The following is a 17,339-nucleotide window of genomic DNA, read 5'->3' on the forward strand; positions in this document are numbered from 1 at the left end:
CACCATATAGACCTTTTCAAGTACGTAGTTAACTATATACTCTATAACTTATAACGGGTTATACCGTCACAGCCTACCCCTGAAACCAAGCTCGGTGTGCAACTCTGAGACCTTTTTCAATAAAAAATCCTTGCTCATTCTCACCTTGCAGAGCTCTCTGTAAATTCATATATTTATCTACTTTTCTCTTCATAGTCTTTACAAGATTATACCATAAAAAATTTACATATGTCCATACTTCAAATTACTACTATTTGTGCGAATAAATAGTAGTAATCATATGATAAGAGTAATTCACATTCTTCTTATAATGCGGCGTAACTATTGAAATTAAAAATACGAATAATGTTTTTTGAGAATTGAATACTATTATGTTAAAAGATAGAACTGTTTCAACCTCATTGGAAACACCACTGTATTTTACATACAAATTATGATATAATTTCCACTATAAAAGTCAAAGTAATGAGATATTGCGTAATACTTACAATATCAACTTGTGAATAGCTATATTTTAGGGGGAGTTTATAAATGAATTTAGAAACAAAAAAAGATAAAAGAAAAATCAAACTAATAGGTGTAAAACGATTTAGAAAGTACGTATTTAGGGCTTTAATTTGCACAATTATTATTTTATTAATTGGTTTTTCATACGAAAAAATTGGTGAATATACTGATGTTAACCACTACCCTCCAGTGGGAAAAATGGTTGATGTAAATAATCATAAAATAAATGTTTACAGCAAAGGAGAAGGAAAGATTACTGTGGTTTTTGGCTCAGGACTTAATACTCCAAGTGCATATTCAGATTTTTATCCTATTTATAATGAAATATCAAAATATGCTAAAATCGTTACATATGATAGGCCGGGACATGGCTGGAGTGAAGTTACAGATGAGCCAAGAGACATAGATACAATTGTAAAGGAAATGCACACCGCCCTTGAAAAGTCAGGACAAAAACCGCCGTATATACTAGTTGGTCACTCATACGCATCATTACAGGCAATAAGATTCGCACAGACATATAAAAACGAAGTATCTGGGGTGATGCTGATAGATGGTGTTAATCCAGAGTATTATGCAAAAAATGGTTCGGAAATTTCAAGTGGAACCGTAGCTAAATATAAATTCCTAAAGTCTGTGGGCATAGCAAGGTTGATACTAAACCATACTGATTTATATTCAAAAAATTTTAAATCTCTACCTGATGACCTAGAACAATTATATTTTGGAATGTTTCTAAAGACAATGTTTAATAAAAATATTGTTGAAGAAGGAAAAATGGGAAAAGCTAGTGCAAAGCTTATAATAGCTAATGGCCATTTAGGTAGTCTACCACTGAGAATATTATCTGCTCCAAGTGACACAGAATGGAATGACAGTCAGGTTGCATTGAAAGAGTGGTCAGAGGATAGCGAACAAATAATTGTTAATGGAGCAAGACACGCTATACATCAATCTAATCCAGAGGTTGTAAGTGAACAAATTAAAAAATTATTAGAAAATAATAAATAGAAGATGTTTGATTATTGTAACCGACAATTTGGCAGCAGGTTTTTAGTTTTAATACTTTGCAATTCTTTAAAAACTCCCTGGAGTAACTTGATTCGGACTTTTCTAATTTTGCCTAACTATCCTAGGGCTAGGATAGTTAGGGATTATGAAAAAAATGCGAATTAAATAGATTAATTAAAACGTTCTTTAAAAACTGAATATTACGATGAGTAGAAATTCCTCTCAAATGTAATTTTGCTAAAACGTGGTGGTAATGCATTCCATATATGTTATAATTATTCTATAATCAAAGCATAATTGTATTATCATTCAAGTTAGTCATTTTTCAAACTGACAGATAAATAGGAATTTATAAGAGAGGAAAATTTAAATATGTGTACTGATTTTGTAAACTTAACAACAGAAAACCTTGTTAATGAGCATTTATGCTGTATTATACGCAGTAAAAAGCCCCATCAAGGTATTGACGCAAAGCGACAATGGCTTTCAGAGCGACTAAATGAAGGCCATGTCTTTAGAAAGTTAAATGCAAGAGCTACGGTTTTTATTGAATATGCTCCTCTTGAAACTGCTTGGGTTCCCATAATTGGTGACAACTATTATTATGTGTATTGCTTATGGGTTTCTGGTAGTCACAAAGGAAAAGGGTATGGGAAATTGCTGATGGAGTATTGTTTGGCTGATGCCAAAGAAAAGGGTAAATCCGGCATTTGTATGCTCGGAGCAAAGAAACAAAAATCTTGGCTTTCAGACCAATCATTTGCGAAGAAGTTCGGCTTTGAGGTTGTTGATACTACCAATAATGGTTATGAATTGCTTGCACTTTCTTTTGACGGAACAATGCCAAAGTTCGCACAAAATGTTAAGAATCAAGAAATTGAAAGCAAAAAACTAACAATTTATTATGATATGCAATGCCCCTATGTCTATCAAAACATTGAGATGATAAAACAGTATTGTGAAATGAAGGACGTTCCTGTATCTTTAATTCAAGTGGATACGCTACAAAAAGCAAAGGAATTGCCTTGTGTTTTCAATAACTGGTGTGTGTTTTATAAAGGGAATTTTGAGACAGTGAATTTGTTAGATATCGCCTACTTAAAGAGAATACTTAAAAAATGAAAATACAATTTTGGCTTTTCACGTTGATTATTAGGACTATCTATTAAAAAGAAGTACCCTATGAATGTAAAGGCGAAAATATAGCTACAATAGGAGAGTATTATAGGTATAAGGCTCGTTAAATTTCAGTATTACGAGTATATTTAGGGGAACAATTTTCTTATTTAACCAACAATTAATAAAATTCAATAGTTTTCTAGGACACCGCATTATTCAGAGATGGATTTTGAGGTATTCTTTTAGTTCTCAATTCAAAGATTTTACTTATTAATCATAAAACTACGATAGCTGTATATTGGTATTTTATGGCGAACTAATGAAAGGAGATAATTAAATGGATAACAACATTAAGACTATGATAAATGAAGAATCTGATAATGAAGAATTATTTTATAAGATTTCAGATTATGCTTTAGAAAAAGAAATTAAAGAGGGTTATGATAAATTAGAAGAAAATGAAAAAAATCTTTTCATGGTTGGCAAAATATTAATGGAAGTGAATAATGGCGGATTTGACCAATACTTCTTAAATACAGAGGGAATATATGCAAGAGATACTCTACATTTTTTAAAATTAATAGGTGAAACAAAATTCTCAAAGTTATTTAGCGAAGCAGTAAATATCTTTGAGTCGGATACAACGGATGATGAAAAATATGATGACTTCAATGAACTTGATGATGATTTTTATGAATTTGATATCACTGCATATAAGAATTTATATGATAAATGTATTAGTTATATAAGAGAACGAGTAAAGCAATTACAATTAATTCGGAACTTTCTTATATGGTCTAATAATTGTAAATTTACGATATATAAATAATTAAGCGGCCATATACCAATAGAACTTGGTACCTTAGCCGCTTAAATTTATATTAAAAACAATTTATTTATTTTCATTTATTTCAAACTTTAAAATTTCTGGTCGATTGTAGTGACCAACTGGATCCCAATCAAATTTGGACTGTATAATTTGATTTAAGTCTATTTCAGCTGTTAAAATACCTGCTTCATCAAACAATGGACCTGCTACATATTCTCCATAAGGATTGATTATACAGCTGCCTCCCCTGCACATAACCTCAGGCTGATTTTCAAGATCCTTATAATATTTTAAATCAGTTGGATACATAGATTTTTCAACATATTGATTACTCATGATTACAAAGCATCTTCCTTCAAAGGCAATATGTCTTAGCGTAGCTTGATATACGTCTCTTTGATCAGCAGTTGGTACTATATAGAGATTTACTCCCTTCATATACATAGCCATTCTTGCAAGAGGCATATAATTTTCCCAGCATATTAGTGAACCCATTTTTCCATAAGGAGTATCTACTACAGTAATTGTTGATCCATCATCTTCGCCCCATATAACCCTTTCAGCGGCTGTTGGTTTTAATTTCCTATGTCTTCCTAAATACCCTTCAGGGCCAAAAAATAGATTGCAACAATGTAATGAACCATCAAGCCCATAGCCATTTTTCTCAGTAACTCCTATTGATAAATAGATACCTAATTCCTTAGAAAGCTCTGCAAGCCTGTCCACCTCTGGACCAGGTACTGCCACTGAGTTATCATAATATCTTTGATAGTCTTCTCTTGCTTCCATGGTTCTGCTTCCTATTAGCATACCGAAAGTAAGTCCTCTTGGATAACATGGTATAAAGCTCTCAGGAAAGACTATGAGTTTTGATCCATTTGCAGCTGCTTCTCTTGTGAGTTTTATAGTCTTCTCCATAGTTTTTTCTAAGTCAAATATCACTGGCGAATCTTGAATAACAGAAATTTTTAATCTTTTTTCCATTTTCTCATATCCTTTCAATGTTCCCACTATTTTTTATTATCTGTGTTTTCATTATATTATAGCACAATTGCATCATCAATAAATTAAATATGGTCTAACTATTATACCTGAAGGCTTAGTGCTATATTTTTCTGTATTACCTAATATTAAGAATCTCTGCATTTAAATCACCAATCAGTTAAAATTGTTAACATTTATATAATGGTAATATTATGAATACCATGGTAATATAATACATTAATATCATGCTAGCTGCTCTTAACTTCATAGGCTTTAATTTAAATTCAGTGGGGGGTATTTATGTGTCCATAAAAAAGTTATATTTAGAACTTACAGATAAATGTAACTTAAATTGTAAGATATGTTATAGAAAATCATGGAATCAGGACTTTTATGACATAGATGAAAAAATGCTAAATAAATTAGTAAATGAACTTAAAACTCACTGCCAATTAAAAGAAATAGTTATAGGTGGCATAGGAGAACCTATGTTATCTAGTCATTTCAAAGAAACCATTGAGTTACTAAAAGACTATAAACTTATAATTACTACTAACGGTACCTTAATAGATGAAAATCTATCTGAATATCTTGTAAAATATGTTGACGTTATAACTGTATCTATTGACGGACTATTTGACAAGCATAAAGAAATAAGAGGAATAGATTTAGATTTAATTGTGTCAAATATAAATACTCTTAATAAGATAAAAGATAAATTTTCTTCTAAAACACCACTTATAAATATACAATTTGTATTATCTAAAGAGAATTCAAATGAAATCTTTAAAGTTATGGATTTAGCTGTTGATTTAAAAGCAGATAAATTTATAGTTTCAAATATTATTCCGCAAACTCCAGAAAATAAGGATATGGTATTATATAGCATGTATGAAAACAAGGATATAAAAGAGCTATTTAACAAGGTAACCCTTTATTCTCTTTACAAAGGAATTAGGCTTTCCCTGCCTAATTATGAACTAAAAACCATCCGAAGGTGTGAATTTATAAAAGATTCTGCTGTTTTTGTATGTGCTTCTGGAGATATAGCTCCATGCTATAGATTTGCTCATCACTATACAGAATATGTTTTTGGTAGAGAAAAGCATGTAAATAAATTTTCCTTTGGAAATATAAAAACTGATACTTTAGTAAACATATGGAATAGCGAAAAATATGAGAATTTTAGAGAAGGAATTCTAAATAGCTTATATCCTTCTTGTATAGACTGTGATCTAGTTGATGGATGTGATCATGCTAATAATACTGAATCAGATTGTTATGCCTTTTCCCCTTCCTGCGGAGACTGTTTATGGTGTAGATCATTTGTCCAGTGTCCTTAATCTACTTTAAAATTAGTATAAAAGAAAAAAGACCAGATCAAACCGATCTTTTTTCTTTTATTAAGGTTAATTCTATAAATTAATTTCATTATTTTTAATTCTTCTTGCTAAATCTTTTACTTTCTCTTCAATAGCCTTTGCTGTTTTAATAAACTCTTCATCACTTTTTCCAGATGGATCTTCTAGTCCCCAATCCTCCTCATGCTTTGAAGGAAGGAATGGACAAACTACATTGCAGCCCATTTTTACAACTATATCTACCTCTGGTATATCATCAAGTAACTTAGACCTTTGTGTTTCATTCATATCCACCTTATATAAATCCTTTATTATTCTTACTGCATCCTGATTTATTTGAGGTCTTAACTCTGTTCCTGCTGAATAAGCTTCAAAAACATCAGAAGCTAATAGCTTTCCAAGCGCCTCTGCCATTTGAGACCTGCAAGAATTGTGAACACATATAAATGCTACCTTTGGTTTCATAAAAAATCATCCTCCGTAAAATACCTATCTTAAATTGACTGTAAAAACAACCTTTACTTCTCCTCTATTATACCTATAAAAGTTTCTCCATGATAGTGATATTAACAAACTTTCCATCAAGTATTCCTTGATTTATATAAGTGCCAACTTCTCTAAAGCCAGTAGACTTATATAATCTTTTGCCTATTTCATTAGATTCAAAGGTACTTAAGATTAACTTATGAAAATCCTGTTCTTTAGCTATTTCAATTAAATAATTTAATATCCCTTTTCCTAATCCCTTTCCTCTCATATTTCTTTCTATATAGATTGAAACATCGCCAACTCCACTGTAGCAGCATCTTGAATTAAAAACATTTATAGAGGCCCATCCCCTAACTATACCTTGGCTATCTTCAATTACTACAACTTTATACCTCTCACCTCTTGTAGTAAGCCACTCCTTCATTTCATCTATATCCCTTACCCTAGTTTCTAAGGTAGCAATTCTATCCTCAATGCCTTCGTTGTAAATATTAGTTATAGATAATATATCTTCAATTTTTGCTTTTCTTGTAATGTAACTCATTTTTATCACCTACTTATACGCCTTAACATGTGCTCCTGCATAAGCACCGTCAAGTAATTCAGCATCAATTTGGCTATATAAATCTCCTAAACCCTTTTGTTTTGCTATTTCCTCAATAATTTCCTTTGTGTATAAATTCACTGGAGTAATTTCCACCTCTTTAAATCCAACCCTTTTCAGTATCTCCTCATAAACCTTTAAATCTAAGGCTCCAGCAATGCATCCTACCCACATTTCAGCACTACGCTTGATATCTTCAGGAACTTTCTTTAATTGAACTATATCTGCTATGGCAAGTCTGCCTCCAACTTTTAGAACTCTATAAGCTTCTCTTAAAGCATTCTCTTTGTCTTCACACAGATTAATCACACAATTTGAAGTTATAACATCTATAGTTTCATTGTTAAGAGGAATATCTTCTATATATCCTTTTATAAATTCCACATTAGTAACACCTATCTTTTCTTTATTTCTATTTGCTAAATCAAGCATTTCATCAGTCATATCAAGACCATAAACCTTACCTTCTTCGCCTACATACTTTGATGATATAAACACATCAATTCCGCCGCCGCTTCCTAAATCAAGTACTGTCTCCCCTTTCTTAAACTGTGCTAGAACTACTGGATTGGCACAGCCTAAAGAAGCATTTACAGCATCTTCTGGCAAACCTTCTAAATACTCTTTTGTATAAATGTTTGAGTTGTTGTCAATATTTCCACAGCAGGCAGTTCCACATCCACAGGAACTTTCAGCCCTAGTACTAACTTGTTTTGCTATGCCTCCATAATAAGCTTTAACTTTACTTTTAATATTTTTTTCCATAATCCTTCCCCCTTAATTAACAACATTTATCTTCTTTTGCTGCATCTATAAGCAATTGTAGACTCTCAAGTACCTGTTCTCTTTTTTCTTCTGGTATTGATGAAAAAATACTTTTGTAATACTGCTCCATACTACTCTCAATACTTTTAAACACCTTAAGGCCTTCTTCCGTTAACTTAATTGTTACATACCTTCTATCTTCAGGATGAAGCTCTCTAACTACTAAATCTGATTGCACTAGGTTATTTATAGTTCTGCTCATAGTGCTCTTATCTAGAGAAAGTAATTCCGCAAGCTCATTTAACGATATTTCAGCTGCCCTGCCTATCTCTACAATAGCATGACACTGGGCTACTGTTGTTCCACAGCATGTGGCCTCGCTTTTTTCCAGTATTCCAAGATTTCTAACAAGAATTCTAATAAGTTCCCTTAAATAATGACTTTCCTTAGTATTCACTTTACCACCTCATATTAATTGTAATACAAAACAGTTGTGTATTGCAACAGTTTTTTTGTGTAAATATTTCCACATATCCTTATGTTATTCATCAAATATAGACTAAACCTAAATACCACCGACACAGCAGGAGAAAAAATATATTTTCCTCCTACCACATCAGTGGTACTTAAATTACTTAACTAGATCATAAACCTCTAGTTCTTCATAGCTTATTCCCTTAACTTTAACTTCAACCATAGCCTTGAAAGTGTCCAGTGCCGTTATAACACCTATATTTCTCTCAATAGCTGCTCTTCTTATACAAAATCCATCTCTCTTTGAATCATTACCCTTAGTTGGAGTATTCACCACCAAATCTACTTCCTTATTCTTGATGACGTCAATTATATTGGGATGATCCTCCTTAAGCTTTCTAACTTCCTTTACCTCTATACCTTCAGCTCTTAAAAGTGCTGCTGTATTTTTAGTAGCCACAAACTTAAAGCCTAATTTATTAAGCTCCTTTGCCATAGGTAAAAACTCTTCCTTATCATGGTCATTTATAGTAGCTAATATATTGCCTATCTTCTTATCAGTAAACATACCTGCTCCTACAAATCCTTTATAAAGAGCTTCCTCCAAGGTCTTTCCAACTCCAAGTACCTCTCCAGTGGACTTCATCTCTGGCCCTAGAGAAACTTCTACCTTTGGAAGCTTTTGTGTTGAGAATACAGGAACCTTTACAGATATTAGTTCTGGTTCCTTATAAATATTTATGCCATAACCTAAGTCCTTTAACTTTTCTCCCAGCATAACTCTTGTAGCAATTTCCACTATAGGTACTTTACTTACCTTACTTATATAAGGCACTGTTCTTGAAGCCCTAGGATTTACTTCTATAACATAAAGCTGTCCCTTATATTCTATAAACTGAATATTAATCATTCCCTTTATTCCTATTCCCAGTGCAAGTCTTTTAGTGTACTCTAATATTTTTTCTTTTATTTCCTTGCTTACATTTTGAGTTGGATACATGGTTATGCTGTCTCCTGAGTGTACTCCTGCTCTCTCTAAATGTTCCATAATACCAGGAATTAAAACATCTTCTCCGTCAGATATGGCATCCACTTCTATTTCTCTTCCCATCAAATATTTATCTATCAGTATAGGATTTTTCCTATCCTTTGCAAAGGCATTGGACAGGTAGTAGCTTAACTCCTTTTCATCATAGGTTATTTCCATGCCCTGTCCCCCTAATACATAGGAAGGTCGTACAAGCACTGGAAAGTCTAATCTTCTCGCTTCTTCCAATCCTTCTTCTATAGTCCAGATAGCCTTACCCTTAGGTCTTGCTATATCTAAAGTTTCTAAAAGAGCATCAAATTTTTCTCTATCCTCTGCCATGTCAATTTGGTCTGCTGTTGTTCCCAAGGTTTTTATATTCTTCTCCTTTAAAAAGTTAGCCAGCTTTATAGCGGTTTGTCCTCCAAACTGAAGAATTACACCATAAGGATTTTCCTTTTCTATTATGTTTAATACATCTTCCTCTGTAAGAGGTTCAAAGTATAGCTTATCTGATATATTAAAATCTGTACTTACCGTTTCAGGATTGTTATTTATTATTATTGTCTCTATGCCTGATTTTCTTAGGGCCTTTACACAATGCACTGAAGCATAGTCAAATTCTATACCCTGTCCTATTCTTATTGGTCCAGAACCTATAACTATCACCTTCTTATTTTTAGAAACCTCTACTTCATCATAGCTTTCATAAGTAGAATAATAGTATGGTGAAAGTGCTTCAAATTCTCCTCCACAGGTATCTACCATTTTATACACTGGCTTTATGCCTAATATAGTTCTAAGTCTATAAACATCCTCTGGGCTTACCTTCAGCATATCTGCAATCCCCTTATCAGAAAAGCCCTTTCTTTTTAGTTTATAGAACCACTCTTTATCTAAATCCTCTATTTTGCTTAGCTTAAGCCTTTGTTCTTCTTGTACTATCCATTTAAACTTTTCTATAAAGAATTTATCCATTCCCGTTATTTCTGTAATTTTATCTACTCTATAATCTCTTCTCAGCATTTCTGCAAGAGCAAAGATTCTTTCATCATCTGGAGTGATAACTTTTTCTTTTAATTTTCTTATACTTAGTTCTCTAAACTTTTTATGCTCTAAGGAGTATTTTCCTATTTCTAAAGAACGTATCCCCTTTAAGAAGGCTGCTTCAAAATTGCTTCCTATAGCCATTATCTCTCCTGTTGCCATCATCTTTGTGCCTAAAGCCCTGTCTGCTCCTTGGAACTTATCAAAAGGCCATTTAGGAATTTTCACCACTACATAATCTAAGGATGGTTCGAAGCAGGCGTAAGTCTTTTCTGTAACTGCATTTTTTATCTCATCTAAACCATAACCTAGAGCTATTTTTGCTGCAACCTTTGCTATAGGATATCCTGTTGCCTTCGATGCTAAGGCAGAAGAACGGCTGACTCTAGGGTTTATTTCTATAACTGCATACTCAAAGGACTCTGGATTAAGAGCAAACTGCACATTACAGCCTCCCTCTATACCCACTGCATTTATTATATCTATAGATGCACTTCTAAGCATCTGATATTCCTTGTCTGATAGAGTTTGACTTGGTGCTACTACTATACTATCTCCTGTGTGTATTCCTACTGGATCTATATTTTCCATGTTACATACAGTGATGCAGCTTCCAAAGCTGTCTCTCATAACTTCATACTCTATTTCCTTCCAACCCTTAACGCTTTTTTCAAGAAGTACCTGACCTATAGAACTTAACTGAAGTCCCATTGGCAGTATCTGCTCTAACTCTTCTTCATTATTAGCTATTCCGCCGCCAGTTCCTCCTAAGGTATAGGCTGGTCTAACTATAACTGGATAGCCTATTTTATTGGCAAAGGCTCTTCCGCCGTCCATATCCGTCACTATTTCACTTTGTATAACAGGCTGGTTTATTCTATTCATCATGTTTCTGAAGAGTTCCCTATCTTCCCCTTCTTTTATAGACTCAATAGAAGTTCCTATTACCTTTACCCCATATTTTTGTAGTATTCCTTTATCATAAAGCTCTACTGCTAGGTTTAATCCAGTCTGTCCTCCCATTCCTGTAAGAAGGCTGTCCGGTCTTTCCTTTGCTATAACCTTCTCTGCAAATTCTACTGTTAAAGGTTCTAGATAAACCTTATCTGCAACCTCCTTATCCGTCATTATAGTGGCTGGATTACTGTTTATTAAAATGACCTCTATTCCTTCTTCTTTTAAAGCCTGACAGGCCTGTGTTCCCGAATAATCAAACTCCGCTGCTTGACCTATTATTATTGGACCAGAACCTATAACTAAAACTTTTTTTATCTCTCTATTTAATGGCATACAAACTACCTCCTGAAATGCTTAATGTAATACTTCTTAAATATAATACTTATCTATATTGCATATTCCATGAATCTATCAAATATATAATCACTATCCTTAGGACCTGGACAAGCTTCTGGGTGGAACTGCACAGAAAATATAGGCAAGCTTTTATGTTTCATTCCTTCCACCGTTCCATCGTTTAAGCTTCTGTGGGTAACTTCCATATTCTCAGGAACCCTGTCCACAAAATATCCGTGATTTTGAGAAGTTATATGAACTCTATTTTTTTCTAAATCCTTAACAGGATGGTTGCAGCCTCTATGACCAAATTTCAGTTTTGAAGTGCTTCCTCCAAGAGCTAAAGCTAAAAGCTGATGGCCTAGGCATATCCCTACAACTGGTTTTTTCCCAATAAGTGTTTTTATGTTTTCTACTACTTCTGTTAAATCCTCTGGATCTCCAGGACCATTTGATAAAAAAATCAAATCTGGATTTATGCTTAAAATCTCTTCTGGCTTTGTATCTGCAGGAAAAACTGTGACTTTACAATTTCTCTCTAGGAAGGAGCGTATTATATTTTGTTTTATTCCAAAATCTACAATGGCAATATGCTTTCCATCTCTTTCTATTACATACTTTTCTTTAACAGTGACATTGTTTACTGCATCTTTATTTGAAAAAGCCTGTAATTTATTTTTTATATCCTCATAAGATTGATCTTCCAAGGTAATTATGCCCTTCATAGTGCCGCTGTTTCTCAAAGTTTTAGTTAAGGCTCTTGTATCAATTCCCTGTAAGCCTATGATTTTATTTTGTTTTAAGTAGTCTTTAAGTTCTAACTCCGATCTAAAATTGCTAGATGCACTACATAATTCTCTCACTATAAAACCTTTTACCTTTGGTGAGCTTGATTCCATATCCTCTAGATTTATGCCGTAGTTACCTATAAGAGGATAGGTCATTGTTACGATTTGACCATAATAAGATGGGTCCGTAAGAATTTCTTGATAACCTGTCATTCCTGTGTTAAATACCACTTCACCAACGGTATCCTTTAGATATCCGAAGGCAGTTCCTTCAAATATTGTTCCATTTTCTAGTATAAGTTTTGCTTTCATTTTCATAGACCTCCCTTAAAATTTATCCGATGACTACCCGCTCTAATACTCCCTCTTTTCTAAGATTACGTTCCGAGCGGCTACGTCCCTGGATTTGTTCAATTTTCACTTCATAGTAAAAATACACTTTATGCTTACGAAGGCCCTTTCACTGCAAGTAGGTAGGTGTATCTTTAGTTCACAATTATAAGTAATTTAATTATGTAAACTATTATTAGTAATTTTTACCTGCTCGCAAAATAAAAGGGTAATAAGAAGATTACTTAATTAAAAAATAATCTTCCTATTACCCAATATATTCATGTTATTTAATTGTACTTGTATTAACCTTTTTTCTGCATAACAAAAAAACTTATTCATATCCATACCTCTTCCTGGCCTCACAGGACCAAATTAAAGTGCATTTTTCACTTAACTTTTCACATTTAATTCTAATACTTTTTTCATAACTTGTCAACCTTCCAAAGTAACTTTATCTCAAACTGGGTACATGCCCCTGTCAAAGCAAACTAAATTAATCACCTGTTAATGATAATCAAATTGAATAGTCTCGCTGAAAAAAGAAGTCACGATCCTTTATCACTATGAAAATTGTTAATACAAGCAGCAATACTGTTTGTATAATTTTACTGTCGGGATGTGTTAAGAAGATTTCGTTAAAGAACCCTGCTGTAATGTGAAATATAATTGCTACTAAGATGTTTCGTCCTGTCTTGTAGTATAACCAGTTCATTAACAGAACATATGGTATGAGGCTAACCACAAAATTCAAGGAATATATCCATCCTGATTCCGCTAAATTGCTTTGATAATAATCCTTAATAAACGAAAGTGGAAAATGCCACATACCCCAGTAGATTGCAAACATAAGAGAGGTACTTATCAAACTAAAACGTTTCCGCAAACAATCTGTACCATAAGTATGCCATGCTAACTCCTCTAGTACCGGAGCTATTAGAAGCATAAACCACGCTGGAAAAACCCCTGCTGAAAATGAAAATACGCCTGATAGTTTAAATTGATCTGAACTATAACCGAAAAGTAAAGAAACTGCTTGAGCAAGAAGAATACTTGCAAGCATAAGGAAGAAGGTTGCAAAAATATAAATAGGCTTTATTTTTTTAAAACTAAAGAACCTCTCCAGTATATCAGACCTTAATTCTTTATCCGGTAGAATCATAGAAAAGGCTATTATCATTGGACTAGTTAACCCAATTATTCCAAGTATGCTGGCTACCAGGATATTCAAGTTATTGCTAGGAGTAATGTGACTTATGTGCCCAGCCGTAAACCAGGATATCCATGGAATTAGAGTTGCTAGGATGTAAAAAAGAACTGGATGACGATATTTTTCAATAGTCATAAATTTGCCCCCATTTTATACTTGATAAATTATTTATATACTGGCTTCCCTCCTTCTGATTTGCATAAAAATACAATTATATCTAAAAGTAACAGGTTGCTTTAATTAAATTTTACCATAGCTGTATAATTACTACAACGAATAGCATAATACTTTTACGTTTTATATAAATTATGAGCTAAAAAACAAAAGGGTACGTCCAGGCCGTACCCTTCTAAAAATATTCATTTTTATCTTTTCATCTCAATTATATTTTAGATTCCTCTGTTATCTTCAATACGTTCAGCATTTATACTCTAAATGGTAAGTTTTTATAGCTTAAACTTTTCCATAGAAGAAACTATCTTCTTTGTCATGTCTGATAGTTCTAAGGCAGCACTTGCTACTTCCTCAGAAGAAGCATTCATTTCCTCTGTACTTGCAGAAACCTCCTCTGCAGAAGCCGATACCTCCTGAGAAATAGCAGAGGCACTCTCAAGTTTTTCTATGATAGCGTTCTTTTGCTCTTTTATAGAGTTCATAGATAGATTTGCATTGTTAATTTGTGGGGTCATGTCATTAATTAATTCCTTTATGTTGTTAAAAGACATCATAGCAATCTCTGAGATTTTAAGTTGTTCAAATAACTCTTTTTTCAAATTGTCAGAAGTAGCAATCATAGTATTGGTATCTGTAGAAATCTGTTTTACTAGTGAAGCAATATTCACTGAGGAAACTTTACTTTGTTCTGCAAGTTTTCCAATTTCATCAGCTACAACTGAAAAACCCCTTCCTGACACTCCTGCCCTGCTAGCCTCAATAGATGCATTTAGTGAAAGAAGGTTAGTTTGATCTGCTATTTCATTTATAAGATTCAAGATTTGATTAATTTGATTAACGTTCAAACCTAAGCTGCTTATTTTCAAAGAAAAATCATCGAATACTTCATGTACATTTTTAATAGAGACTATTAAGTCATTCATTTTAACGTTACTGTCCTTTGCCATACTTTCAATATTGCCTGTACCTGCAGATATTCCTGTAATGAGATTTATAGTGTCTTCTAAAACTTTATTAAATTCGTCAAGTATTACTGTTGTATCTATTATTTCTTCCGATTGGGTGCTTGTACCTTGAGCAACCTCCTCAATAGCTGTAGATATATTTTGAGACACCGAAGACATTTCTTCGGAAATAGCACTGAAGCTTTCAGCCTTTCCATGTATGTCTAAAGATTGATTCTTTATAACATTAATCATCTCTCTAATATTATCAACTGTTTTACGTAAAGACTTCTTCATCACTGCAAACTCATTCTTTTCATCTGAATGTATAGAAGCTGTTAAATCTCCAGAGGCTACTAATTCTAAGTTATTAATAGTCTCATTAATAGAGTTTCCAATAAGCTTTATAATAGAGTATCCTATTAAAGATAAAAGCAATAAGATTGCAATACCAATATAAAACAATTCTCTAACCTTATTAAGGTATATTTTTTCACTAGCTGAATTTAGTTCTTTTGCTTGCTTTTCATTATAATCTCTTAATTCAAGTATAACACTTTCAGTCTTATTACCTAAACTTTCAAGACGTTTACTATCTTCTTGTGAAGTTTCTTCTTTATTTTCAATCTGTATTTTAATCTTTTCCCATGTATTTATATATTCATTTATGCTAGTTCGAATTTCTTTTGTCTTGTTAGTTTCATATTCATCTAGATTAGTCTCCTCAAATTGTTTTATTCTAGCTTCTAGTTTTTCATTGTAAACCTTAATATTCTCCACATATACGCTGTCGTATTTAAGCATAGCCTTTTCAGCATTTAGTCTTATATTTATAAAATCGCTTCTTACAGATCCAAGTCTTGTAATACCTATTAAGTTATCCTTGTATAAATCTTCCATATTATTATTTACAGTACTTATTCCTGTTAAACCTAAAAAATCCGTAATTGCAATAGAGAGTATAGATAATACTATCATTGCAGCAACTATTGTCTTAACTTTAAATCTTTTAAAAAACTTACTCATATATTTCCCCCTAACTCTTTATTTAGCATTTTAACCTACCTATCATTTGATAGATTGTATTTTAAAAAATTAGATATCTTTGATTCCTGCATCAAGATGGAATCATAAATATCTCTTTTCAACAATCATTTAGTAAATAATTACACCTATTAAGGTCAATCTCTTGTACTTATAGCCTATCTTGAAACATTTATTAAAGCTACCGTAATACCATATTATCATATTATTATTTAATGTTTCAACAGAGATTTTCATTGTAGTCAATTATACATTATCCAAATTTCTAAGGCCAAAAAAAACACTAAATATTATCCTTTCTACACTTAGCTTAGTAAGTACTAAATACGTAAATTTTAAATAGGCACTAGAGGAGAATATCTGCAAGTGTTTTGCAAAACTATATTGTTATTGGTAATATAATACTGAATCATAAATCTACTATCAGGCTCAAGTAGATGGATACTCCTATGGAAGTAACTCAAATCTAGAAATAAAACCAAAAATATAATAGAAGGAGTGGAAATAAGAATGAGTGTTGAAATAGATACGCTATCAAAAATTAAGCTTACTGCGCTAAAACTCTTTAATGAGAGAGGTTATTTTGAAACTACTACAAGAGATATTGCCAGTGAAGTCGGTATAAAGTCCTCTTCATTATACTTTTATTTTAAATCGAAAGAAGAGATATTTTCCACCTTGCACAGAGAGGCAAGAGCACTCTTTGAAAAAAAAACATATTCTTGCCTGGAAAACCCTTTAGATGATGATGTAAGTAATCAGTTGTATAATTTATTTTGTGTCTCAATGGACTTTTTTATAGAAAACAATGAGTACAGCAAGTTTTTATTTCGATACTTCATATATGAAGCACATGGTGTTCAACAAAAAGCTGGAACTAAACTTGAGGATTGGGTAGATATTTTTAGTTCTTATATAATAGGATTATTCAATAAAGGATTGCAAAATAAACTTTTTAGAAAGTTAACTCCAGACTCTTTAGTGAAAACCTTTTATAGGAATCTAAATGGATATATTTATGAACTGATAGCTTCCAACAAAATACCAAGTAAAGATGAAGTTAACGAAGCATGGGAAATATATTGGAATGGTATAAAAGCCTAATCAGATACATATGTCCATTGATCAACTAAAAATTATAATTTTAAATCAATACTAACTCTATTACTACAATATCGAACTTATAATTTTCTTGTATTTTAGAATATAGCACTGATTACTGTCCTCTATTTCAAAATCGAATCTATGTTTTTACCTTTACAGTTAAGCCTCAATAAACTTATAATATAAACTAGAAATAATTGTTTAGTAATATTTGGTACATAAGGTGATGCTTTAA

General features: G+C 32.4%; 14 protein-coding genes and 1 other annotated feature (1 of these 15 running past the window's edge). Of the genes, 5 read left to right on the forward strand and 9 right to left on the reverse strand.

What is annotated here, in order from left to right:
• Positions 1-202, reverse strand: a binding site (T-box leader); it reaches 52 nt to the left of the window's first position.
• Positions 203-531: 329 nt separating this feature from the next.
• From P8V03_RS13575 to P8V03_RS13585, 3 genes are all read left to right on the forward strand, one after another.
• A complete protein-coding gene (locus P8V03_RS13575) occupies positions 532-1,518 on the forward strand; it encodes an alpha/beta fold hydrolase (protein WP_318798516.1) in 987 nt (328 codons plus the stop codon).
• A 372-nt stretch (positions 1,519-1,890) separates the two neighbouring features.
• Positions 1,891-2,640 carry a GNAT family N-acetyltransferase gene (locus P8V03_RS13580; protein ID WP_261673258.1) on the forward strand — a complete coding sequence of 250 codons (750 nt, stop codon included), beginning with the start codon at positions 1,891-1,893 and terminating at the stop codon, positions 2,638-2,640.
• Between the two features lie 334 nt (positions 2,641-2,974).
• Entirely contained in the window at positions 2,975-3,466 is a 492-nt protein-coding gene (locus tag P8V03_RS13585; RefSeq protein ID WP_318798517.1) for a DMP19 family protein, read from the forward strand.
• A gap of 63 nt (positions 3,467-3,529) precedes the next feature.
• On the opposite strand, the gene P8V03_RS13590 is transcribed toward P8V03_RS13585, so the two are convergent.
• Positions 3,530-4,450, reverse strand: coding sequence for a carbon-nitrogen hydrolase family protein (locus tag P8V03_RS13590; protein ID WP_318798518.1), 921 nt, complete (start codon positions 4,448-4,450; stop codon positions 3,530-3,532).
• Between the two features lie 302 nt (positions 4,451-4,752).
• Between P8V03_RS13590 and P8V03_RS13595 the strand changes: the two genes are divergently transcribed.
• On the forward strand, positions 4,753-5,793 hold the full coding sequence (locus tag P8V03_RS13595) for a tungsten cofactor oxidoreductase radical SAM maturase (RefSeq protein ID WP_318798519.1): 1,041 nt from the start codon (positions 4,753-4,755) through the stop codon (positions 5,791-5,793).
• A gap of 72 nt (positions 5,794-5,865) precedes the next feature.
• On the opposite strand, the gene P8V03_RS13600 is transcribed toward P8V03_RS13595, so the two are convergent.
• The 8 genes from P8V03_RS13600 to P8V03_RS13635 all read right to left on the reverse strand — a co-directional run bounded on the left by P8V03_RS13600 (position 5,866) and on the right by P8V03_RS13635 (position 15,982).
• Positions 5,866-6,276, reverse strand: a complete 411-nt coding sequence (locus P8V03_RS13600) for an arsenate reductase ArsC (RefSeq protein WP_318798520.1) — start codon at positions 6,274-6,276, stop codon at positions 5,866-5,868.
• A 73-nt stretch (positions 6,277-6,349) separates the two neighbouring features.
• Entirely contained in the window at positions 6,350-6,844 is a 495-nt protein-coding gene (locus P8V03_RS13605; protein WP_318798521.1) for an arsinothricin resistance N-acetyltransferase ArsN1 family A, read from the reverse strand.
• Between the two features lie 9 nt (positions 6,845-6,853).
• Positions 6,854-7,669, reverse strand: coding sequence for an arsenite methyltransferase (gene arsM, locus P8V03_RS13610; protein ID WP_318798522.1), 816 nt, complete (start codon positions 7,667-7,669; stop codon positions 6,854-6,856).
• A gap of 16 nt (positions 7,670-7,685) precedes the next feature.
• Entirely contained in the window at positions 7,686-8,126 is a 441-nt protein-coding gene (locus P8V03_RS13615; protein WP_261669850.1) for a MarR family winged helix-turn-helix transcriptional regulator, read from the reverse strand.
• Between the two features lie 174 nt (positions 8,127-8,300).
• On the reverse strand, positions 8,301-11,507 hold the full coding sequence (gene carB / locus P8V03_RS13620; protein WP_318798525.1) for a carbamoyl-phosphate synthase large subunit: 3,207 nt from the start codon (positions 11,505-11,507) through the stop codon (positions 8,301-8,303).
• A gap of 53 nt (positions 11,508-11,560) precedes the next feature.
• The gene (locus tag P8V03_RS13625; RefSeq protein WP_318798526.1) at positions 11,561-12,610 is read right to left on the reverse strand and encodes a carbamoyl phosphate synthase small subunit; all 1,050 of its coding nucleotides are present in this window, start codon (positions 12,608-12,610) and stop codon (positions 11,561-11,563) included.
• A gap of 535 nt (positions 12,611-13,145) precedes the next feature.
• On the reverse strand, positions 13,146-13,973 hold the full coding sequence (locus P8V03_RS13630) for a CPBP family intramembrane glutamic endopeptidase (protein ID WP_318798527.1): 828 nt from the start codon (positions 13,971-13,973) through the stop codon (positions 13,146-13,148).
• A gap of 311 nt (positions 13,974-14,284) precedes the next feature.
• Positions 14,285-15,982 (reverse strand): methyl-accepting chemotaxis protein, encoded by a 1,698-nt coding sequence (locus P8V03_RS13635; protein WP_318798528.1) that lies wholly within the window; start codon positions 15,980-15,982, stop codon positions 14,285-14,287.
• 528 nt (positions 15,983-16,510) lie between these two features.
• Here P8V03_RS13635 and P8V03_RS13640 point away from each other — a divergent pair.
• Positions 16,511-17,104 carry a TetR/AcrR family transcriptional regulator gene (locus P8V03_RS13640; protein WP_261669845.1) on the forward strand — a complete coding sequence of 198 codons (594 nt, stop codon included), beginning with the start codon at positions 16,511-16,513 and terminating at the stop codon, positions 17,102-17,104.
• The last annotated feature ends 235 nt before the right edge of the window (positions 17,105-17,339 follow it).

Origin of the sequence: Clostridium tanneri (assembly GCF_033659955.1) — a bacterium.
Lineage (GTDB): Bacteria > Bacillota > Clostridia > Clostridiales > Clostridiaceae > Clostridium_AM > Clostridium_AM tanneri.

Bases quoted from the DNA above. Each gene is read 5' to 3' on its own strand.
- P8V03_RS13600 (WP_318798520.1), bottom strand. From the start codon at position 6,276: ATGAAACCAAAGGTAGCATTTATATGTGTTCACAATTCTTGCAGGTCT.
- arsM (WP_318798522.1), bottom strand. From the start codon at position 7,669: ATGGAAAAAAATATTAAAAGTAAAGTTAAAGCTTATTATGGAGGCATA.
- P8V03_RS13625 (WP_318798526.1), bottom strand. From the start codon at position 12,610: ATGAAAGCAAAACTTATACTAGAAAATGGAACAATATTTGAAGGAACT.
- P8V03_RS13630 (WP_318798527.1), bottom strand. From the start codon at position 13,973: ATGACTATTGAAAAATATCGTCATCCAGTTCTTTTTTACATCCTAGCA.
- P8V03_RS13640 (WP_261669845.1), top strand. From the start codon at position 16,511: ATGAGTGTTGAAATAGATACGCTATCAAAAATTAAGCTTACTGCGCTA.
- P8V03_RS13605 (WP_318798521.1), bottom strand. From the start codon at position 6,844: ATGAGTTACATTACAAGAAAAGCAAAAATTGAAGATATATTATCTATA.
- P8V03_RS13585 (WP_318798517.1), top strand. From the start codon at position 2,975: ATGGATAACAACATTAAGACTATGATAAATGAAGAATCTGATAATGAA.
- P8V03_RS13635 (WP_318798528.1), bottom strand. From the start codon at position 15,982: ATGAGTAAGTTTTTTAAAAGATTTAAAGTTAAGACAATAGTTGCTGCA.
- carB (WP_318798525.1), bottom strand. From the start codon at position 11,507: ATGCCATTAAATAGAGAGATAAAAAAAGTTTTAGTTATAGGTTCTGGT.
- P8V03_RS13590 (WP_318798518.1), bottom strand. From the start codon at position 4,450: ATGGAAAAAAGATTAAAAATTTCTGTTATTCAAGATTCGCCAGTGATA.
- P8V03_RS13575 (WP_318798516.1), top strand. From the start codon at position 532: ATGAATTTAGAAACAAAAAAAGATAAAAGAAAAATCAAACTAATAGGT.
- P8V03_RS13580 (WP_261673258.1), top strand. From the start codon at position 1,891: ATGTGTACTGATTTTGTAAACTTAACAACAGAAAACCTTGTTAATGAG.